At 61.0% G+C, this 19,311-nt stretch carries 18 protein-coding genes; 13 read left to right on the top strand and 5 right to left on the bottom strand.

Annotation, left to right across the window (positions count from 1 at the left end; translation table 11 throughout):
- The first annotated feature begins 90 nt into the window (after positions 1 to 90).
- Positions 91 to 1,290 (top strand): MFS transporter, encoded by a 1,200-nt coding sequence (locus tag BM403_RS04795; protein ID WP_093541828.1) that lies wholly within the window; start codon positions 91 to 93, stop codon positions 1,288 to 1,290.
- Here the strand turns inward: BM403_RS04795 and BM403_RS04790 are convergent.
- Positions 1,246 to 1,848 carry a MiaE family protein gene (locus tag BM403_RS04790; protein ID WP_046034797.1) on the bottom strand — a complete coding sequence of 201 codons (603 nt, stop codon included), beginning with the start codon at positions 1,846 to 1,848 and terminating at the stop codon, positions 1,246 to 1,248. The two genes, BM403_RS04795 and BM403_RS04790, sit on opposite strands and share 45 nt — an antisense overlap.
- A gap of 152 nt (positions 1,849 to 2,000) precedes the next feature.
- Here BM403_RS04790 and BM403_RS04785 point away from each other — a divergent pair, with 152 nt between their 5' ends.
- The gene (locus tag BM403_RS04785) at positions 2,001 to 2,864 is read left to right on the top strand and encodes a universal stress protein (RefSeq protein ID WP_012724640.1); all 864 of its coding nucleotides are present in this window, start codon (positions 2,001 to 2,003) and stop codon (positions 2,862 to 2,864) included.
- A gap of 132 nt (positions 2,865 to 2,996) precedes the next feature.
- Here the strand turns inward: BM403_RS04785 and BM403_RS04780 are convergent, their stop codons facing one another.
- A complete protein-coding gene (locus BM403_RS04780) occupies positions 2,997 to 3,467 on the bottom strand; it encodes a DUF1289 domain-containing protein (RefSeq protein WP_046034796.1) in 471 nt (156 codons plus the stop codon).
- A gap of 397 nt (positions 3,468 to 3,864) precedes the next feature.
- Between BM403_RS04780 and acnB the strand changes: the two genes are divergently transcribed.
- Complete coding sequence (acnB, locus tag BM403_RS04775; protein WP_046034795.1) at positions 3,865 to 6,474, top strand: bifunctional aconitate hydratase 2/2-methylisocitrate dehydratase; 2,610 nt, start codon at positions 3,865 to 3,867, stop codon at positions 6,472 to 6,474.
- 543 nt (positions 6,475 to 7,017) lie between these two features.
- On the opposite strand, the gene BM403_RS04770 is transcribed toward acnB, so the two are convergent.
- Positions 7,018 to 8,295: a serine/threonine transporter gene (locus BM403_RS04770; protein WP_012724643.1), complete on the bottom strand. Its 1,278-nt coding sequence runs from the start codon at positions 8,293 to 8,295 to the stop codon at positions 7,018 to 7,020.
- 384 nt (positions 8,296 to 8,679) lie between these two features.
- On the opposite strand from BM403_RS04770, the gene BM403_RS04765 reads away from it, so the two are divergent.
- The 4 genes from BM403_RS04765 (at position 8,680) to BM403_RS04750 (ending at position 12,198) form a co-directional block, all read left to right on the top strand.
- Positions 8,680 to 9,204, top strand: coding sequence for a cysteine hydrolase family protein (locus tag BM403_RS04765; RefSeq protein WP_093541826.1), 525 nt, complete (start codon positions 8,680 to 8,682; stop codon positions 9,202 to 9,204).
- Between the two features lie 53 nt (positions 9,205 to 9,257).
- Positions 9,258 to 10,211, top strand: coding sequence for a 2-hydroxyacid dehydrogenase (locus BM403_RS04760; protein ID WP_093541824.1), 954 nt, complete (start codon positions 9,258 to 9,260; stop codon positions 10,209 to 10,211).
- A gap of 129 nt (positions 10,212 to 10,340) precedes the next feature.
- Positions 10,341 to 11,408: a phosphotransferase family protein gene (locus BM403_RS04755; RefSeq protein WP_093541822.1), complete on the top strand. Its 1,068-nt coding sequence runs from the start codon at positions 10,341 to 10,343 to the stop codon at positions 11,406 to 11,408.
- Positions 11,409 to 11,430: 22 nt separating this feature from the next.
- Entirely contained in the window at positions 11,431 to 12,198 is a 768-nt protein-coding gene (locus tag BM403_RS04750) for an SDR family oxidoreductase (RefSeq protein WP_010210056.1), read from the top strand.
- On the opposite strand, the gene BM403_RS04745 is transcribed toward BM403_RS04750, so the two are convergent.
- Positions 12,199 to 12,642: a carboxymuconolactone decarboxylase family protein gene (locus tag BM403_RS04745; RefSeq protein WP_012724647.1), complete on the bottom strand. Its 444-nt coding sequence runs from the start codon at positions 12,640 to 12,642 to the stop codon at positions 12,199 to 12,201.
- Between the two features lie 155 nt (positions 12,643 to 12,797).
- Between BM403_RS04745 and BM403_RS04740 the strand changes: the two genes are divergently transcribed.
- The 3 genes from BM403_RS04740 (at position 12,798) to BM403_RS04730 (ending at position 15,096) form a co-directional block, all read left to right on the top strand.
- On the top strand, positions 12,798 to 14,231 hold the full coding sequence (locus tag BM403_RS04740) for a MocR-like pyridoxine biosynthesis transcription factor PdxR (RefSeq protein ID WP_093541820.1): 1,434 nt from the start codon (positions 12,798 to 12,800) through the stop codon (positions 14,229 to 14,231).
- Between the two features lie 85 nt (positions 14,232 to 14,316).
- Positions 14,317 to 14,598 carry a putative quinol monooxygenase gene (locus tag BM403_RS04735; RefSeq protein WP_012724649.1) on the top strand — a complete coding sequence of 94 codons (282 nt, stop codon included), beginning with the start codon at positions 14,317 to 14,319 and terminating at the stop codon, positions 14,596 to 14,598.
- Between the two features lie 96 nt (positions 14,599 to 14,694).
- Positions 14,695 to 15,096 carry a cupin domain-containing protein gene (locus BM403_RS04730; protein ID WP_093541818.1) on the top strand — a complete coding sequence of 134 codons (402 nt, stop codon included), beginning with the start codon at positions 14,695 to 14,697 and terminating at the stop codon, positions 15,094 to 15,096.
- Between the two features lie 435 nt (positions 15,097 to 15,531).
- Here BM403_RS04730 and BM403_RS04725 read toward each other — a convergent pair whose 3' ends face one another.
- Entirely contained in the window at positions 15,532 to 16,161 is a 630-nt protein-coding gene (locus BM403_RS04725) for a DNA-3-methyladenine glycosylase I (RefSeq protein WP_093541816.1), read from the bottom strand.
- A gap of 217 nt (positions 16,162 to 16,378) precedes the next feature.
- Between BM403_RS04725 and BM403_RS04720 the strand changes: the two genes are divergently transcribed.
- The 3 genes from BM403_RS04720 to BM403_RS04710 all read left to right on the top strand — a co-directional run bounded on the left by BM403_RS04720 (position 16,379) and on the right by BM403_RS04710 (position 19,277).
- Complete coding sequence (locus BM403_RS04720; protein ID WP_173390405.1) at positions 16,379 to 17,704, top strand: C4-dicarboxylate transporter DctA; 1,326 nt, start codon at positions 16,379 to 16,381, stop codon at positions 17,702 to 17,704.
- A gap of 161 nt (positions 17,705 to 17,865) precedes the next feature.
- Positions 17,866 to 18,567 carry a FadR/GntR family transcriptional regulator gene (locus tag BM403_RS04715; protein WP_012724653.1) on the top strand — a complete coding sequence of 234 codons (702 nt, stop codon included), beginning with the start codon at positions 17,866 to 17,868 and terminating at the stop codon, positions 18,565 to 18,567.
- A 17-nt stretch (positions 18,568 to 18,584) separates the two neighbouring features.
- On the top strand, positions 18,585 to 19,277 hold the full coding sequence (locus BM403_RS04710; RefSeq protein ID WP_093541814.1) for a GntR family transcriptional regulator: 693 nt from the start codon (positions 18,585 to 18,587) through the stop codon (positions 19,275 to 19,277).
- Positions 19,278 to 19,311 lie beyond the last annotated feature (34 nt).

The raw sequence follows: 19,311 nt of genomic DNA, 5'->3' as shown, positions 1-19,311 counted from the left end.
CGTTGGCCAGCACCGGCCGACGAAGCTTCATGCTTTTAAGAGTTTTTAACAAATAAGCTGCAATCTTTAACGCCATGTACAGGGAGTTGTATGCGCAAGGATTACCTGGCGTTCTTTGTTTCGCTGTTCCTGTCACGGCTGGCGGACCAGATCCTGCTGTTTATCGTGCCATTGATCGTGTTTCAGACCACTCAAAGTGTGGCCTGGGCCGGGCTGGCGTTCTTTGTCGAGTCGCTGCCGCGCTATCTGGCGTTCCCGGTGTGCGGCGCAGTGTGCGACACGTTCGCACCGGTGCGCATCCTGCATATCAGCCAGGTTTACCGGGCGCTGGCCTGTGTGCTGGCGGTTGCCTTGTACGGGGTGTTCGACGGTATTTACTGGGTCGTGCTGCTCTCGGCAGTGTGCGGGGTACTGACCACCCAAGGCATCATGGCGCGAGAAGTGCTGATGCCGCATATCTTCGCGCAGTACAGCTATGCCAAGACCCTCTCCTATTCGCAGATCGCCGACCAGAGCGGGCTGGTGCTGGGGCCATTGGTGGCCGCACTGATGCTTGAGGTATGGGCGTGGCACTGGGTGGTGCTGGGCGTGGCCGGGCTGTTCCTGCTCGCAGACCTGGCGATGCGGGTGTGGCAACGCTCCAGCACGGCCAGCCTGGCAACCTTCGAGCAACATCGAGATATCTGGCTGCGGCCGCTGAAGATTGCCTTCGGACATATCCGCCGCCTGCCGGAGTTGAAGCGGGTCATCACGTTGGCGGTGGGTGTGAACCTGATCATTGGCGTCACGCTGGCCACCTCTGCGGCCATGGTGACCGGCCAGTTTGCGGCGGGCAAGGACGCCTATGCCCTGCTCCAGGCGGCGGGCGCGCTGGTGACCATCGGCATTCTGTTTTATCTGGCACGGGCCGGCCTGCCCCTGAAGGTGCTCGGCGGACTGTCTTATTCGATGATCGGCGTGGGCGCAGTGATCATGGCGATCAGCCCCGACGTGTGGCTATACGTAGTGGGCTTCCTGCTGGTCACCGGCTTCGACAAGATGTTCAACGTCTACCTGCGCAGCACCCGTCAGCGGGTCATCCCCGTGCAGGACTTTGGCAAGACCGTGGGCGTGATCACGCTGCTCAATAACCTGCCGCAGCCCCTGGCAGGCCTGGCGGTTGCGCTGCTGGCGGCGCCCTTGGGCACGCAGACGGTGATCCTGCTGCTGGCCGCGATCACCGCCTTGATCGGCGTGGCCGTGGCCTCAGGCTGGCACGCCACTGTGAAAGCGGAACTCGATGTCGGGTGACTCGATCAGTTCTTGCTCGGTCGCCCTCACCCGCTCGATCACCTGGGCGATGTCCTTGGCGTCACCGTACTGGTACGCCAACTTCAGGTAACCCTGGAAGTGCCGCGCCTCGCTTTTCAGCAGGCCGAAGTAGAACTTGCCGAGTTCTTCGTCCAAATGCGGCACCAGCGCTTCGAAACGCTCGCAACTGCGCGCTTCGATAAAGGCGCCGACCACCAGGGTATCCACTAGTTTGACCGGTTCGTGGCTGCGCACCACTTTGCGCAAACCGGAGGCATAGCGCCCGGCGTGCAGCTGGCGCAGCTCGACCTTGCGCTTTTTGATCAAACGCATGACTTGTTCGTGGTGCACCAGCTCTTCGCGGGCCAGGCGCGACATCATGTTGATCAGGTCGACATGGCCGTGGTACTTGGCGATCAGGCTCAGGGCGGTGCTGGCGGCTTTGAATTCGCAGTTCTTGTGGTCGATCAGCAGGGTGTCCTGATCGGCCAGCGCGGCCTGGACCCAGGCATCAGGGGTGCGGCAACCGAGGAATTCGTGGATTTCTGGCAGGTTCATCGGGCTCACGGGCAAAAGGATCACAAAAGGCCGGCGATTATACCGACCCCGCCGCAGACCACCAGCCACCGGCCTTGATGTGCATCAACATGACGTGCGCCAGCCAGCAACTATAGTTGTTGCAGCCCCCACCCTTTTTGGAGATCCCGATCATGCAAGCCATCCGCAGCATCCTGGTGGTCATCGAGCCCGAGCATTCGGAAAGCCTGGCCCTCAAGCGTGCCAAGCTGATCGCCGGGGTCACCGGCGCACACTTGCATTTACTGGTCTGCGACAAGAAGCATGAGCACTCGGCGCTGCTGGCCCTGCTCAAGTCGGGCTTGCAGGAGGACGGCTACAGCGTCACCACCGAGCAGGCGTGGAATGACAGCCTGCATGACACCATTATCGACGTGCAGCAAGCCGAGGGCTGTGGGCTGGTGATCAAGCAGCACTTCCCGGACAGCCCGTTGAAAAAAGCCCTGCTGACGCCTGCGGACTGGAAGTTGCTGCGTTATTGCCCGACGGCGGTGTTGCTGGTCAAGACAGCCACGCCGTGGGCTGGCGGCGTGATCCTCGCGGCGATCGATGTGGGCAATACCGATGGCGAGCACCGCTCGTTGCACACTTCGATCATCGACCATGGCTTTGATATCGCCAGCCTGGCCAAGGCGCAGTTGCACGTGATCAGCGCCCATCCGTCGCCGATGTTGTCGGCGGCGGACCCGACGTTCCAGCTCAAGGAAACCATCGAGGCGCGCTATCGCGAGCAATGCAAGGCGTTTCAGGCCGAGTTCGATGTGGACGAATCGCACCTGCATATCAAGGAAGGCCCCGCGGATGTGTTGATCCCCCATCTAGTTCACACCCTGCAAGCGGCGGTAACGATCATCGGCACCGTGGCGCGCACCGGGATCTCCGGGGCACTGATCGGCAATACGGCAGAGGTGATACTGGATGCGGTGGAGAGTGATGTGCTGGTGCTCAAGCCGCAGGCGTTGATGGATCACCTGCAAGAACTCGCCAGCAAGCCCTGATCCAACCTTATGAACGATGGAGATCAAAATGTGGGAGGGGGCTTGCTCCCGATGAGGGCGTTCCAGTTGATAAATCCTGGGCTGACACGCCGCCATCGGGGGCAACCCCCCTCCCACAGGGGTTATCCGTTGTCAGTTGGAAAGCGCATCGCGCAGGAAACCCGGTGCGATATAGCGCTGGTAATGCGCCTCGGACAGGATAAAGAACTCCCGATCAATGGCATCGCGTAATTCCGGCAAGGCCCAGTCACGAAATTCGGGCAACAGCACCATGCCGTAGGCCTCCAGGTTATTGATCACCCGCGCCCCACGCGCGATCAGTTGATAGGCCCAGCAGTACTCGGACTGGTGCGGCACGAAGCGGATCTTGCGCTGTTCCAACTGGCCGCGCAGGGTCTTGGGGTCGAAAACCTCGAGCTTTCCGGCCATTACCTGCACCAATAATTGCTCCAACCGCAGCCAGACCGCGCGCTTTTCTTCTTCGTTATAGCCATTCCACAGGATCACTTCGTGGTGGAAGCGCTTACAGCCACGGCATACGAGATCGCCGTAGACCGTGGAGCACAGGCCGACGCAGGGGGTCTTAATGGTTTGGTTGGACATGGGCAACAACACGCAGATCAGCGAAACAGTGCGCCATGTTAGCCCTTTGTCTAACCTTCATCACCCTGCAAACTTCGCGAGGCAACTTACCTTTAGAATTTTTTTGCCGTAGAATCATCCGGCCTTGTAAGGCGCCAATAATCCGCTGGAAGCTGTTTTCAAAGCGTCACGAGCACAGTCGTTCCTTCAGAACGGTGTTGGCGATGGTTAATGACTCGGTAGGTCAGAGCCCTCGCCAACCCTCATCAGCTCCGTTCTGCAGGCGTAAAACTTTGAAAGCAGCTTCTGTGAGGAATGCCGGCAGCGCTGGCTTTGCGGCCCAAAAAGCCCCCGAGCGCATGCGTGCCGTTCATTTCTGGATGAGCGTCCCGTGGGACCACTGATGAGGGTAATAACTGTGCTTGAAGCCTACCGCAAACATATCGAAGAGCGTGCAGCCCTGGGTATCGTTCCCCAGCCGCTTAACGCCGAACAAACCGCAGGCCTGGTCGAGCTGCTGAAAAATCCTCCGGCTGGCGAAGAAGAATTCCTCGTTGACCTGATCACCAACCGCATTCCACCAGGCGTTGACGAAGCCGCTTACGTCAAGGCCGGTTTCCTGTCTGCCCTGGCCAAGGGCGAAGCCACTTCCCCCCTGATCGACAAGAAACGCGCGGTTGAACTGCTTGGCACCATGCAAGGCGGCTACAACATCGTGACCCTGGTTGAGCTGCTGGACGACGCCACACTGGCACCGGTCGCCGCCGCCCAACTCAAGCACACCCTGCTGATGTTCGATGCGTTCCACGACGTCGCCGAAAAAGCCAAGAACGGCAACGAACACGCCAAAGGCGTGCTTCAGTCCTGGGCTGACGGCGAGTGGTTCCGCAACCGCCCTACCCTGGCCGACAAAATCAGCCTGCGCGTGTTCAAGGTCACCGGCGAAACCAACACCGACGACCTGTCCCCTGCGCCGGATGCCTGGTCCCGCCCTGACATCCCGCTGCACGCCCTGGCCATGCTGAAAATGGCCCGTGAAGGCATCGTGCCGGACGAGCAAGGCAAGACCGGCCCGATGAAGCAGATCGAAGAGATGCGCGGCCAAGGCTTCCCGATCGCCTACGTCGGCGACGTGGTCGGTACCGGTTCCTCGCGTAAATCCGCGACCAACTCCGTGCTGTGGTTCTTCGGCGACGACGTTCCCTACGTGCCGAACAAGCGCGCCGGCGGTTTCTGCTTCGGCAGCAAAATCGCTCCGATCTTCTACAACACCATGGAAGATGCGGGCGCACTGCCCATCGAGTTCGACGTCTCCAACATCAACATGGGCGACGTGATCGACCTCTACCCGCATGCCGGCAAAGTCTGCAAGCACGGTACCGACGAAGTCATCACCACCTTCGAAATGAAGACCCCGGTGCTGTTGGACGAAGTTCGTGCCGGCGGCCGTATCCCGCTGATCATCGGTCGCGGCCTGACCGACAAGGCCCGTGCTGAGCTGGGCCTCGGCCCTACCGACCTGTTCAAGCTGCCTGAAGCGCCTGTCGACACCGGCAAAGGCTTCACCCTGGCACAGAAAATGGTCGGCAAGGCGTGCGGCCTGCCGGAAGGCAAAGGCGTTCGTCCTGGCACCTACTGCGAGCCGAAGATGACCACCGTGGGCTCCCAGGACACCACCGGTCCTATGACCCGTGATGAACTGAAAGACCTGGCGTGCCTGGGCTTCTCGACCGATCTGGTAATGCAGTCGTTCTGCCATACCGCGGCCTATCCAAAGCCGATCGACGTAACCACCCACCACACCCTGCCTGACTTCATCATGACCCGTGGCGGTGTATCGCTGCGTCCAGGCGACGGCATCATCCACAGCTGGCTGAACCGCATGCTGCTGCCGGACACCGTCGGCACCGGTGGTGACTCCCACACCCGTTTCCCGATGGGCATCTCGTTCCCGGCCGGCTCTGGCCTGGTCGCGTTCGCCGCAGCCACTGGCGTAATGCCACTGGACATGCCGGAATCGATCCTGGTGCGCTTCAAAGGCAAAATGAAACCTGGCATCACCCTGCGTGACCTGGTTCATGCCATTCCTTACTACGCGATCCAATCGGGTCTGCTGACCGTAGAGAAAAAAGGCAAGAAGAACGCCTTCTCCGGCCGCATCCTGGAAATCGAAGGCCTCAACGACCTGACGCTGGAGCAAGCTTTCGAGCTGTCCGACGCCTCGGCTGAACGTTCGGCTGCCGGTTGCACCATCAAGCTGTCGAAAGACTCGATCACCGAGTACCTGAACTCCAACATCACCCTGCTGCGCTGGATGATCGGTGAAGGCTACGGTGACCCGCGCACCCTGGAACGTCGCGCCCAAGCGATGGAAGCCTGGGTCAAGAACCCTGAGCTGATGGAAGCCGATGCCGACGCGGAATACGCCGAAATCATCGAGATCGACCTGGCCGAGATCAACGAGCCGATCCTCTGCGCACCGAACGACCCGGACGACGCCCGTCTGCTGTCCAGTGTTGCCGGTGAGAAGATCGACGAAGTGTTCATCGGTTCGTGCATGACCAACATCGGTCACTTCCGCGCTGCCGGTAAGTTGCTGGAGCAGGTCAAGGGCCAGCTGCCGACGCGTCTGTGGCTGTCGCCGCCGACCAAGATGGACGCTCACCAACTGACCGAAGAAGGCTACTACGGTATCTACGGCAAGGCTGGCGCGCGCATGGAAATGCCGGGCTGCTCGCTGTGCATGGGTAACCAGGCACGTGTAGAGCCGAATTCGACCGTGGTGTCGACTTCGACCCGTAACTTCCCGAACCGTCTGGGTGACGGCGCTAACGTCTACCTGGCTTCGGCCGAGCTGGCGGCCGTGGCGTCTACCCTGGGTCGCCTGCCGACCGTCGAAGAGTACATGGGCTACGCAGCGAAACTGGACACCATGGCCAGTGACGTCTACCGCTACCTGAACTTCGACCAGATTGCTGAGTTCCGTAAGATTGCAGCAAGCGCTAACATCCCGGTGATTCAAGCCTAAGGGTTTAGCGATTTAAAAACGCCGCGTATCGCAAGGTACGCGGCGTTTTTTTATGCCTGGATACGGCACGTGTAGACGGTGGTTCCCTCTGGCGGCCGGGCTGGATGTTGGGTCAGACCGGGTACATATCCGTTATTGGGGTAACGGCTGATAGGGCCTCTGCCCTTACGGCGGGTCACTTTGGAAAAGAAGAGCGCTAAAACGCATCGCCCCAACACTCGGCACCTTGCTCACGCTCGGTGTGCCCGTAATCCGACATTGATTGGGGGGGCGGCTAAAATCAAAAGCAAGAGCGCGGGGGCCTTAGAGCCGACCGATGTTGCTTCTGTCGATCGCGGTCCAAATGTGGGAGGGGGCTTGCCCCCGATAGCAGTGGAACAGTCACAGATGCATCAACTGACACACCGCCATCGGGAGCAAGCCCCCTCCCACAGTTTGATCTCCATACATCAGGTAGATAACTGCTGTTGATCTGCTTTTGATTTTGATCTGAGGCGCCCCATCAAACACTCCGGAGTGAGGGCACACCGAGCCTAGGCGAGCTCAAGCAAAAAACGAATAGACCACCGCAGTAATCGCCACCAGGCCTACCGCCGTGACAAACACATTGGACGCCTGCCCACGGTACTTGGCCATGGCCGGCACCTTGCGGATGGCATACATCGGCATCAGGAACAGTATCGAGGCAATGATCGGACCGCCCAGCGCCTCAATCATGCCGAGAATGCTCGGGTTCAACGTCGCCACGATCCAGCACACCACCAGCATAAACCCGGCAGTCATGCGATCCAGGCGCTTGGCGCTCGGACGACGGCCGGTCTTCAGCACCAGCCCCTTGAGGCCTTCACTCGCGCCGATGTAGTGCCCCAGGAACGACTTGGCAATCGCCACAAACGCGATCAACGGAGCGGCAAACGCGATGGTCGGGTTATCGAAGTGGTTGGCCAGGTAGGACAGGATCGACAGGTTCTGCGCCTTCGCTTCGGCTAACTGCGCCGGCGACAGGGTCAGCACGCAGCTGAACACGAAGAACAGCACCATCCCCACCATCAAAAGATGCGCGCGAGACAGGATCTGCGAGCTGCGTTCATCGGCATGGACGCCGTACTGGCGCTTCTGATCAACCGCAAAGGCCGAGATGATCGGCGAATGGTTGAACGAGAACACCATCACCGGAATCGCCAGCCACAGCGTATTGAGCAGTGCCGACGGTGCCGGGACTACGCTGGCGGTGCTGAGGATGCCGCCATTCCAATGCGGAACCAGGTACACCGCCAGGAACAGCAAGGCGACGATGAACGGATACACCATCAGGCTCATGGCCTTGACGATCACTTGCTCGCCGCAACGCACCACGGCCAGCAGGCCGAGGATCAGCACCAACGACAGGATCGCCCGTGGTGGTGGCATGATGTGCAGTTGATGCTCCATAAAGCTGCCGACGGTGTTGGTCAACGCCACGCTATAAATCAGCAGGATCGGGAAGATCGCAAAGAAGTACAGCAAGGTGATCAGCGCACCGGCCTTGATGCCGAAGTGTTCTTCCACTACGTCGGTGATGTCGGAGCCTTCTCGGCCGGACAGCACGAAACGGGTCAGGCCACGGTGGGCGAAGAAGGTCATCGGGAACGCCAGCAGCGCGAGGATCACCAGTGGCCAGAAGCCTCCCAGGCCCGCGTTGATCGGCAAGAACAGCGTGCCGGCGCCAATGGCGGTGCCGAACAGGCCAAGCATCCAGGTGGTGTCCTGGCGGCTCCAGGTCGTGAGGGTTGCAGGTGTCGTCTCATAGCGTTCGTCGACGCTATTGGCCTGATCATTCATCCAGTCGGATCTCCGCATTTACACGGCCGGGACGAGTCAGAAAAACCTGACAGGCAGCGCCCCGACCATAGAAGGGGCCGGATTGTCCGGGATTCTTGTGAAGAAGCAAAGACTTAGCTGAGGAACGGTGGCGTGGTACATCGACGCGCCGCGCACAACTCAAACACATTCGTTGACAACTTGGCGCCGCTCTCAGCATGATCCAGCCATGAACCGTATTCAGCTGAACCTCACCCGCACCACCACCACGACCGCCTCAGGCGGGTCGTGCGGTTGCTGTGGGTGTTCACGCTAAACACCTCACAGATTCAACCCAAGGCCCCGCCAGCAATGGACGGGGCCTTTTTATTGCTCCGCCATCTGGCCATTGCAAGGAGCAACACCATGACTGACGCCCTGCTGATCATCGATATGCAAACTGGCTTATACGACGGTCCGGAAAAGCCCTTCGAGCGCGAACGTGTACTCGCCACCATCAACCAGCTGATTCAGCGTGCCCGCAACTCCGATACACCCATCTTCGTCGCCCGCCACACTGGCCCGGCCGGCTCCCCAATTGAAGCCGGCAGCCCGCCCTGGCAGCTATGGCATGCGCTGGAGGTAGACGAGTCGCGTGATCACCTGTTCAACAAGACCCGTCCCAGTTGCTTCTTGGGCACAGACCTGGAGGCGCAATTGAAAGCGGCGCACGTCAAAGAGCTGGTGATCGTCGGCATGAAAACCCAGTTCTGTATCGACACCACGTGCAGGGTCGCGGTGGAACTGGGGTTTTCAGTGGTACTGCCCGAAGACGGCCATACCTGCATGGACACGCCGACGCTGAAGGCCGAGGTGATTATCGAGCATCACAATGCGACCCTGGCCGGGGCGTTTGTGAAGCTCACAAGCGCCGTCGAGATCAGCTTCTAAACGCTCAAATACGGCATACTCCTTCCCTCAAACCCTTCAGGAAGAGCCTTCCGATGACCGCTACTGTTCTGGTCCTGGTTGAAACCATCAACGAATACCTGCCCATCATCGAGAGCAATGACTTTCACGTGATCCTGGCGCCCACACCCGCCGAGCGCACCGCGGCCATCAAGGCCCACGGCAGCCAGATCAAGGCGGTGCTCACCCGCGGCCCACTGGGCTTGTACGCCGAGGAAATCGCCGCGCTGCCCCTGCTGGAAATCATTTGCGTGATTGGCGCCGGCTACGAACAAGTGGACCTGCAGGCCGCCAGCAATCGCGGGATCGTGGTCACCAATGGCGCCGGGGTGAATGCGCCGTCGGTGGCCGATCACGCCATGGCGCTGCTGCTGTCGCTGGTACGCGGCATCCCGCAGACCGACGCCGCCGTGCGCCGCCATGAATGGCCGAAGGTGATGCGCCCGTCACTGGGCGGCAAGCAGTTGGGCATTCTCGGACTCGGTGCGGTGGGCCTGGAGATCGCCAAGCGTGCGTCCCTGGGCTTCGGCATGGAGGTGAGTTACCACAACCGCCAGCCACGCGATGATGTGGACTACACCTACTGTGCGACGGCGGTGGAGCTGGCGCGCACCTCGGACTTCCTGATCCTGGCCACGCCCGGCGGCGCCAGCACCCGTCACCTGATCGATCGGCACGCCCTGGATGCCCTGGGCCCGAATGGCTATCTGGTCAACATCGGCCGTGGCAGCGTGGTGGTCACCGCCGACCTGGTCGCCGCCTTGGAACAGCGCCGCATCGGTGGCGCCGCGCTGGATGTGTTCGACGATGAGCCCAAGGTCCCCGACGCGCTCAAGAAACTCGGCAATACTGTGCTCACCTCCCACGTCGCCGGCCTGTCGCCGGAAGCCGCCCATGACACCGTGCAAAGGGTGGCCGACAACCTGGTAGAGCACTTCGCCGGGCGCCCGGTACTCACCCCGGTCGCCCTGCCCCCGGCCACTAAATGACCGATCAGGCACGCTGATCATCATCCAACACGCTAACCTATTAAGCCGCCCCGACCTTGTCGCTGGGCGGTGGTGCGCATTAGATTAGGAAATAGTCCGAGGCCTTTAGAATAAGCAGAAGGGATAAGCATGGCGCTGAACGACCAATCGACCCAGATTCGCCCAGGTGAAGAACTTGATGCCAGCCTGATCGATCCCTACCTCAAGGCCCATATCCCGGGCCTGAGCGGCACGCCCACGATCAGCCAGTTTCCCGGCGGCGCGTCCAACCTGACCTACCTGCTGGAATACCCGAGCCAGGAATTCGTGCTGCGCCGCCCGCCCTTTGGCCACAAGGCCAAGTCGGCCCACGACATGGGCCGCGAATACCGCATTCTCAACCAGCTCAAAGACGGCTTCCCCTATTGCCCCAAGGCCTACGTGCATTGCACCGACGAGTCGGTGATCGGTGTCGAATTCTATGTGATGGAGCGGGTCAACGGCATCATCCTGCGCTCCGACCTGCCAGCCGAGCTGGGCCTGGACGCCGTCAAGGCCGAGGCGCTGTGCAAAAGCTTCATCGATAAGTTCGTCGAACTGCACCAGGTGGACTACAGCGCCTGCGGCCTGGCCGACCTGGGTAAACCCGAGGGCTATGTGGCACGCCAGATCCGTGGCTGGAGCGATCGCTACGAAAAAGCCCTGACCCCCGACGCGCCACACTGGGAAGCCGTGCGCGCCTGGCTCAACGACAAGATGCCGGCCGATCACCCGACGTCGAGCATTGTGCACAACGACTACCGCTTCGATAACGTGATCCTCGACCCGCACAACCCAATGCAGATCATTGGCGTGCTGGACTGGGAGCTGACCACCCTTGGTGACCCGCTGATGGACCTGGGCAACACCCTCGCCTATTGGATCGAAGCGGCGGACCCCGCGCCGGTGCAGTTGATGCGCCGCCAGCCGAGCAACGCGCCCGGCATGCTCACTCGCCGTGAGTTCGTCGATTATTACGCCGAGCGCTCCGGCATCCAGATCGACAATTTCGACTTCTACTACACCTACGGCCTGTTCCGCCTGGCCGGCATCGTGCAGCAGATCTACTACCGCTTCTTCCATGGCCAGACCCAGGACAAACGCTTTGCGCAGTTCATTCAGATGAACAAACTGCTGGAGCAAATGAGCCTGAACGTCATCAGCAAATCCACGCTCTGATCGCCGACCACAAGGAACCCCCATGTCCAAGACCCACCTGTTCGACCTCGACGGCAAGATTGCTTTTGTCTCCGGCGCCAGCCGCGGCATCGGCGAAGCCATCGCCAAGTTGCTGGCCCAGCAAGGCGCCCATGTGATCGTTTCCAGCCGCAAACTGGAAGGCTGCCAACATGTGGCCGATGCGATCATCGCCGACGGCGGCAAGGCCACGGCCGTGGCCTGTCATATCGGCGAAATGGAGCAAATTACCCAAGTATTCGCCGGTATCCGTGAGCAGTTCGGCCGCCTGGATATCCTGGTCAACAACGCCGCGACCAACCCGCAGTTCTGCAATGTGCTGGACACTGATCTCGGTGCGTTCCAGAAGACCGTTGACGTGAACATCCGTGGCTACTTCTTCATGTCGGTGGAAGCCGGCAAGCTGATGCGTGAAAACGGTGGCGGCAGCATCATCAACGTCGCCTCGATCAACGGGATTTCGCCGGGTGTGTTCCAAGGCATTTACTCGGTGACCAAGGCCGCCGTGATCAACATGACCAAGGTGTTCGCCAAGGAATGCGCGGCGTTCGGCATTCGTTGCAACGCCCTGCTGCCTGGCCTGACCGACACCAAGTTCGCCTCGGCGCTGGTGAAGAACGACGCGATCCTGAAAATGGCCCTGGCGCAGATCCCTCTCAAGCGCGTGGCAGACCCGAGCGAGATGGCCGGCGCGGTGCTGTTCCTGGCCAGTGACGCGTCCAGCTACACCACGGGTGTGTCGCTGAATGTGGACGGCGGTTTCCTGTCCTGATCAAGCATTCGGCGGTTGCTGCCGAAAGCTCACCGCCAGGCGGTTCCAGCCACTGATGCTGGACACCGCCATGGTCAGGTCGACCAGTTCCTGCTCGCTGAACTCCAGCCGCACGGCGGCGAACAGTTCATCCGACACCGTTGAGGTCGGCAGCGTCGCCACCGACTCGCTCCAGGCCAATGCGGCCTTTTCCCGCGCCGTGAAAAACGGCGAATCACGCCACACGCACAACGCGAACAAGCGCCGCTCGGTTTCGCCGCGCTGACGTGCCGCCATCGAGTGCATGTCCGTGCAGAAACCACAGTGGTTGAGCTGCGAGACGCGAATCTTGATCAGCTCCAGCAAGGGGGCGTCGATGGACAGACCAAACGTCGTCGCCTCCAGCATCAACATGCCCTTGAGCGCTTGCGGCGAGGCGGTGTAGTAATCCAGGCGGGGTTCCATGGGGCGGTTCTCTGGCGGCGAATGCAATCACAGTCCAGCCTAGGGGCCATGCGGGACAAGCCCTATAGCCAATCAGCCGGTTTATGCAGAGACCATTTTGAGCCTGTTACGCAGGCGCGTAATCTGGGCGCAGATTGAATGCCCCGGGATACCCCATGGAACTGCACGTTGTGATCAATGGCCGCAAGGATCTGGCCGAACAGCTCTACCAACAGCTGCGCGAAGCCATCGGTTCCGGGCGCCTGGCCGCCGGTGCGCAACTGCCGCCCAGCCGCTTGCTCGCCGAGCAACTGGGCGTGTCGCGCAAGACCGTGTCAGACACCTACGCCACCCTCACCTACGAAGGCCTGCTGGTCGGCAAGACCGGCCGTGGCACCTTCGTCAACGCCCGCGCCCCCCAGTCCGAACGCCTGCAAGCCTCCACCGACCTGGCCTGCGCCGCCCGCCTGGCGAAGTGGCAATCGCTGCCCTCGCCCATGCGCCATCCCACCCGCGACAGCACGCTGCGCTATGAATTTATCGGCGGGGCCACCAACCGCAACCAGTTCCCCCAGGATGAATGGCGGCGCTGTACCCAGGACGCACTGCGGCGTATTGCACAAAACAGCGGGTTCTACAGCCAACCCGAAGGCCTGCCCGCACTGCGCAGCGCAATCGCCGGGCATATCGCGTTCTCACGCGGGGTCAACTGCCGCGACAGCGACATCATCGTCACCAACGGCGCACAGCAGGCGCTGGACCTGATCGCCCGCGTGGTGCTGGAGCCGGGCAGCAGGGTCGCCATGGAAGACCCCGGCTACAGCCCTGCGCGCCAGTTGTTCGTGGCGATGGGGGCGAATGTCGCCAGTGTGCCGGTGGATGCCGAGGGCATCCAGGTCGACCGGATACCCGATGGCACACGACTGATCTACGTGACGCCCTCCCACCAGTTCCCCCTCGGCATGCCGATGAGCATGCCACGCCGCGAAGCCCTGCTGGCAAGGGCCTTCGAGTTGGGCGCGATCATCATCGAGGACGACTACGACAGCGAATTCCGCTACGAAGGCCGGCCCACCGACTCCCTGCAAAGCATGGACACCCACGGTGTGGTGACCTATGTCGGCACCTTCTCGAAAACCCTGCTGCCCGAATTGCGCCTGGGCTACGCGGTGCTGCCACCGGCGATTTACGGCGCGGTGCTCAAGGCGAAGCAACTCACCGACCAGCACAGCTCGACGCTGCCGCAATGGGCCCTGGCCAAATTCATCAGCGAGGGCTACCTGCTCAAACATATCCGCCGCTGCCATACGGTCTACGCCGGGCGCCGTGAACGCATCCTGCAGCGCCTCGCGGGGGATTTGTCGCCGTGGTTCGAAGCGGTGCCTACCGTGGCCGGGTTCCACATGGCCGCGTTGTGCAAGGTGCCGGTGAATATCCCGCTGCTGATGGAACTGGCGCGCCGGGTGGAAGTGGGTGTGTACCCGCTGGAAGTATTCTTCCACGATGCGCCCGTACGTCCCGGCCTGATCATTGGCTTCGGCGCCATCGAAACCCTCGATATCGACCCGGCGCTGGACAAAGTCCGCGATATTCTCCAGCAGATTGGCTAGCGGATTTTCCGCCGGATTGGTCCTTGGTCCTGTCGCAACGAGGCCCTAGCCTGTGCACTGACACCTGACCTCGGAGACCATCGCCATGCCAGCCTGTGCCTGCAACACTGTCCATGTCCGCGCGGCGGCCGGGCGCTCAAGGGAATTGGGCGAGCGCCTGCAGCAGATAGCCAACGCCGTGCGCACCGCTCCCGGCTGCCTGGACTACGCCGTTCAGCGCGACCCGCAGGACCTCGACCTATGGACCGTCAGCGGCCGTTGGACCTGTGCCGACCAGTTGGTTGCACACTTCCGATTGCCGGCCCTGCAAGGGTTTATCGAACTGACCGGCGAGCACCTGGCGTGGCGCCTGGATTTCGACCATTGAGGCATTGGTCTCCTGGTCTTCGCCGGGATTGGTCATTGGTCACCCAGGCAGCGCGGCGTAGGGTGAAGCGGTCTCGAACGATTCGGAAACTTCGCCATGAAACGACTGCTCGCTACCTCGCTGATGCTCGCCTCGCTCAGCGCCCTTGCCCACGAACCGGTGTACAATCAAGAGTCGATCAACGTGCTCCAAGAGCACGCCTTGCCCCATGTGCCCGGCAAGAAAACCATCATGCTCACCGTCGATTACGCCCCCGGCCAGGCCACCGTGCCCCACAGCCACACCGGCACCGCCGTGGCCTACGTACTCGAAGGCGCGATCACCTCGCGGGTGAATGACGAGAAAGCGAAAACCTACAAGGTCGGTGAATCGTTCTACGAACCGGCAGGTTCGCGGCACTTCGAATCGAGCAATGCCAGCCAGACCCAACCGGCCAAATTGCTGGTGGTGATGGTGCTGGATGACAAGGCGGAAGTGCTTACCCCCCTACCAAAATAACGTATCGACACAACGCTGCAGCAACCACGCTAACCACGATGCGAAGCGAGCCGCTCTTGATCTTGATCTTGATCGTGCTTTTGATCTCAGGCGCCCCGTCAACCACGCTGGCCGGAATTCGATAGTGATTTGGGGGGTAAACCGGCAGGGATGCCGGTTTAGCCGCCCCGCGCCATGGATGGCGCGTGGCGGCGCCCCCCCAAATCAATGTCGGATTACGGGCACACCGAGCCTGGGCGAGGTGCCGAGTGGTGGGGCAAGAGCCCTTTGCTTACTTTGGGGCTTTTCCAAAGTGAGCCGCTGTAAAAGCGGAACCCATAGCAGCCGTAACCTAAATAATGGATATGTACTCGGTCTGATCCCACACCCAGGTCGGCTGACCCGCCGCTATCGCCGGCAGGCCAGCCCCAGGTTTCATCGCATAGGGCCAGTGAATCAGGGCCGTTCAAACTGGCAGCGCAGGTCTTCGATCCGTGACCGACAAGCGCACCCTTCCAGATGATCATTAACCATCCCCATCGCCTGCATCAACGCATACATCGTGGTCGGCCCCACAAACGTCCAACCCCGTTTCTTCAACGCTTTGGACAAACGCACCGAAGCCGGCGACGTGGGATTCCCCGTCCAATACGCCATGTCCACCACCGCCGGACGCTCTTCCTCACCAGGCTCGAACGCCCACAACCAGCGCGCCAGCGAACCGGTTTCATCCACCAACTCACACGCCCGGCGCGCATTGTTGATCGTGGAGACGATCTTGGCCCGATTGCGCACGATGCCTGGGTCCTGCATCAGCCGCTCGATATCCGCGTCGCCATACTGCGCCACCCGGCGAAAATCAAACCCTTCGAACGCCACGCGGAACTGCTCGCGCTTGCGCAAAATGGTGATCCAGGCCATGCCGGCCTGGAAGCCTTCCAGGCAGATCTTCTCGTACAACTGGATATCATCCGCCACCGGCACGCCCCACTCCGCGTCGTGATAACGCGGGTATTCCGGCGCGGCCGTGCGCCAGGTGCAGTGGGCCTGCCCGGTTTCATCAAGGGTCAGTCCTGGTGTGTCCATCCATCACCTCCTGTGCCGAGCGACGGATGATAAGCGAAAAAAATTCCACGTCGCCAACCGCTCAAGCATCGCCTTCGGCGACCAACTGGTCAGACCGGGAACCGTCAACCGATGAATAATGACTTGTTATTTCAAAAATACCTGGCCTAGACTGGCGACGCACTGGACTTACCGGTATGACCACAACAATTAAGCCCTGGAACCACCAGGGCACCGAATAGAGATCCCTCCCATGCTCAGATGGTGCTCGCGTTCGATTTTCCTGCAAGTCGTGATTGGCCTGATGCTAGGCGTAGTCTGCGGCCTGGCCCTTCCCGAATTTTCCTCGCAACTCAAACCCTTGGGTGACGGCTTTATCAAGCTGATCAAAATGCTCATCGGCCTGATCGTATTCTGCGTGGTGGTCAGCGGCATTTCCGGTGCCGGCGACTTGAAGAAAGTCGGCCGCATCGGCCTCAAGTCGGTGATCTACTTTGAAGTATTGACCACCGTCGCGCTGGTGATCGGCCTGGTCATGGCCTTCAGCACCGGTATCGGCACCGGCGCCAATATCCATTTGGAGCAGCTGTCGTCCGCTGGCCTCAATGAACTGGCCGACAAGGGCCAGCATATCCGCGGCACCAGCCAATTCCTGATGGACCTGATCCCCAACTCAGTGATCGGCGCCTTTGCCGACAACAACGTGCTGCAAGTGCTGCTGTTTTCAGTGCTGTTCGGCAGTGCGTTGAACCTCGTGGGCGAAGCGGCCTCAGGCATCTCGCGGCTGATCAATGAGCTGAGCCATGTGATCTTCCGCATCATGGGCATGATCGTGCGCCTGGCGCCCATCGGTGTGTTTGGTGCGATCGCCTTCACCACCAGCACCTACGGGCTGGACTCCCTGCAACACCTGGGCAGCCTGGTGGGCCTGTTCTACCTGACGTGCTTTGCCTTCGTCGGGCTGATCCTTGGCCTGGTGATGCGCCTGTCCGGCCTGCGCATGTTGCCGCTGCTCAAATACCTGCGTGAAGAACTGCTGATCGTGATGGGCACCGCCTCCTCCGACGCCGTGCTGCCACAGATCATGCGCAAGCTTGAGCACCTGGGTATCGGCAGCTCCACCGTGGGCCTGGTGATTCCGACGGGCTATTCGTTCAACCTCGACGGTTTCTCGATCTACCTGACCCTGGCCATCGTCTTCATCGCCAACGCTACCGGCACGCCGCTGTCGATGACCGATCTGATGACGATCCTGCTGGTGTCGCTGATCACGTCCAAGGGCGCCCACGGAATCCCCGGTTCAGCGCTGGTGATTCTGGCAGCGACCCTCACCGCCATCCCGGCGATTCCGGTGGTGGGCCTGGTGCTGGTACTGGCGGTGGATTGGTTCATGGGCATCGGTCGCGCATTGACCAACCTGATCGGCAACTGCGTGGCGACCGTGGCCATTGCGCGCTGGGAGAAAGACATCGATATCCAGCGTGCCAACAAGGTGCTGGACGGCCAGCAAGGTTATGCCTTCCAGGCCAAGAAGCCGGTGTTGCCGGCGCATCAGGAATTCTAATGAGCACCGCCGGCTAAAGGTGGGAAGGAGCTTGCTCCCGATAGCGGTGAATCAGCCAGCACACCCGGCGACTGACACACCGCCATCGCCGGCAAGCCAGCTCCCACAGTAGATCTTCGTTGGATTCACCACCGTATGTGCAACATCAAGGAGCCATCGACGTGATCAGCACCTCAACCGTCGTCAATTCAGTGGTAGAAAAACTCCGTGCCGCCTTGGCGCGTGGCCAGTGGCGCCGTGGGGAAATGCTGCCCGGCCAGCGTGAACTGGCCGAACAAATGGGCATCAGCCGCCCCAGCCTGCGCGAAGCGGTGATCGTGCTGGAGACCCTCGGCCTGGTGCGCTCCATGCCGGGCAAAGGCGTGGTGGTGTTGGAAACCAGTGTCAGCGAACCGCAATCCAGCGATGCGGTGGCCGACGCCAGCCTGGAAGACATCCTGCAACTGCGCTACACCCTCGAACCGTTCATTGTCGGCCTGGTGGCCCAGTCCATCAGCAGCAAGGAGGTCGGCCAACTGCGCCTGACCCTGATGGACATGCGCGAAGCCCTCGACGCCGGCGATGCCGAAGCCGGGATGAACGCCTACATCGGCTTCCACGAAGAGCTGTTCGCCCTCACCTCCAATCCGATTTTCCAGAACGTGGTGCAACAAACCAGCAATGCCCTCAAGCAAAGCGCCCAGGTGCTGCGCAACTCCCCCGAGCACCTGGCTGAGCGCCTGCAGGAGAATGAAGCGGTGGTGCGTGCCATCCGCAATAAGAACAGCGCCTTGGCCAGTGCCGAGATGCGTCGGCATATCCTCCAGGAAGGCCTACGCATGGGTATTCGCCTGAACATCCCGGATGACCATCTGGGCAGTTGATTTTTTGGAGACAGGCCATGACCGCCCACGCCCTGCAATACGACCCTATCCTCCCTGCCCTGCGCCTGGTCGCCGGTAAAAAACCGTCGGTGGACGACATCTACCCCCGGCTGTTCGACGCCATCCTCGAGCAACGCATTGTCCCGTCCAGCCGCTTTACCGAAGAAGGCCTGGGCGAGACCTTCGGTGTGAGCCGCAGCGTGATTCGCCGCGTGTTGGCCAAGCTCTCCCTGCAGCGCGTGATCATCCTGCGTCCCAACCAACGGGCCGAGGTCGCGGTACCGGACAGACAACAAGCGCAGCAGATCCTGGAAGCCCGGCGGTTGACAGAAATGACCGTGGTGCAACTGGCCTGCGCCAACGCCACCCCGGAACACCTGCGCCAGTTGCGCGAAATCATCCTGCGGGAACAGGAAAGCCTTGCACGCGACCAACACGCGGCAGCTATTCGCCTGTCCGGCGAGTTTCATCTGCGGTTGGCGGTCATCGCAGGCAACAAGCCCTTGGAGCAGTTCCTCAACAGCCTGGTGCCGTTAACCTCATTGATGATTGCGCACTGTGAGACGCAGTCGCGCAACGGGTGTGCATGGCAAGAACACCTGGCCATTGTCGACGCTCTGGCGTGCAATGACATTGCTCACGCGCAGGCGCTGATGGCCCGGCATTTGAAGCACCTGGAGCATCACTTGGCTCATCACTTGCGGCATTGATCCGGTCGGCCATGACGGATGATAGATATGTAGC

Origin of the sequence: Pseudomonas sp. OV546, from assembly GCF_900116845.1 — a bacterium.
Classification (GTDB): Bacteria; Pseudomonadota; Gammaproteobacteria; order Pseudomonadales; family Pseudomonadaceae; genus Aquipseudomonas; species Aquipseudomonas petroselini.
The sequence above is the reverse complement of the archived record's forward strand: the minus strand, read 5'-3'. Positions and strand labels throughout refer to the sequence as shown.

What these genes read in the sequence shown, in the direction of transcription:
- BM403_RS04795 (WP_093541828.1), top strand. Translation starts at nt 91, where the DNA reads ATGCGCAAGGATTACCTGGCGTTCTTTGTTTCGCTGTTCCTGTCACGG.
- BM403_RS04790 (WP_046034797.1), bottom strand. Translation starts at nt 1,848, where the DNA reads ATGAACCTGCCAGAAATCCACGAATTCCTCGGTTGCCGCACCCCTGAT.
- BM403_RS04785 (WP_012724640.1), top strand. Translation starts at nt 2,001, where the DNA reads ATGCAAGCCATCCGCAGCATCCTGGTGGTCATCGAGCCCGAGCATTCG.
- BM403_RS04780 (WP_046034796.1), bottom strand. Translation starts at nt 3,467, where the DNA reads ATGTCCAACCAAACCATTAAGACCCCCTGCGTCGGCCTGTGCTCCACG.
- BM403_RS04770 (WP_012724643.1), bottom strand. Translation starts at nt 8,295, where the DNA reads ATGAATGATCAGGCCAATAGCGTCGACGAACGCTATGAGACGACACCT.
- BM403_RS04765 (WP_093541826.1), top strand. Translation starts at nt 8,680, where the DNA reads ATGACTGACGCCCTGCTGATCATCGATATGCAAACTGGCTTATACGAC.
- BM403_RS04760 (WP_093541824.1), top strand. Translation starts at nt 9,258, where the DNA reads ATGACCGCTACTGTTCTGGTCCTGGTTGAAACCATCAACGAATACCTG.
- BM403_RS04755 (WP_093541822.1), top strand. Translation starts at nt 10,341, where the DNA reads ATGGCGCTGAACGACCAATCGACCCAGATTCGCCCAGGTGAAGAACTT.
- BM403_RS04750 (WP_010210056.1), top strand. Translation starts at nt 11,431, where the DNA reads ATGTCCAAGACCCACCTGTTCGACCTCGACGGCAAGATTGCTTTTGTC.
- BM403_RS04745 (WP_012724647.1), bottom strand. Translation starts at nt 12,642, where the DNA reads ATGGAACCCCGCCTGGATTACTACACCGCCTCGCCGCAAGCGCTCAAG.
- BM403_RS04740 (WP_093541820.1), top strand. Translation starts at nt 12,798, where the DNA reads ATGGAACTGCACGTTGTGATCAATGGCCGCAAGGATCTGGCCGAACAG.
- BM403_RS04735 (WP_012724649.1), top strand. Translation starts at nt 14,317, where the DNA reads ATGCCAGCCTGTGCCTGCAACACTGTCCATGTCCGCGCGGCGGCCGGG.
- BM403_RS04730 (WP_093541818.1), top strand. Translation starts at nt 14,695, where the DNA reads ATGAAACGACTGCTCGCTACCTCGCTGATGCTCGCCTCGCTCAGCGCC.
- BM403_RS04725 (WP_093541816.1), bottom strand. Translation starts at nt 16,161, where the DNA reads ATGGACACACCAGGACTGACCCTTGATGAAACCGGGCAGGCCCACTGC.
- BM403_RS04710 (WP_093541814.1), top strand. Translation starts at nt 18,585, where the DNA reads ATGACCGCCCACGCCCTGCAATACGACCCTATCCTCCCTGCCCTGCGC.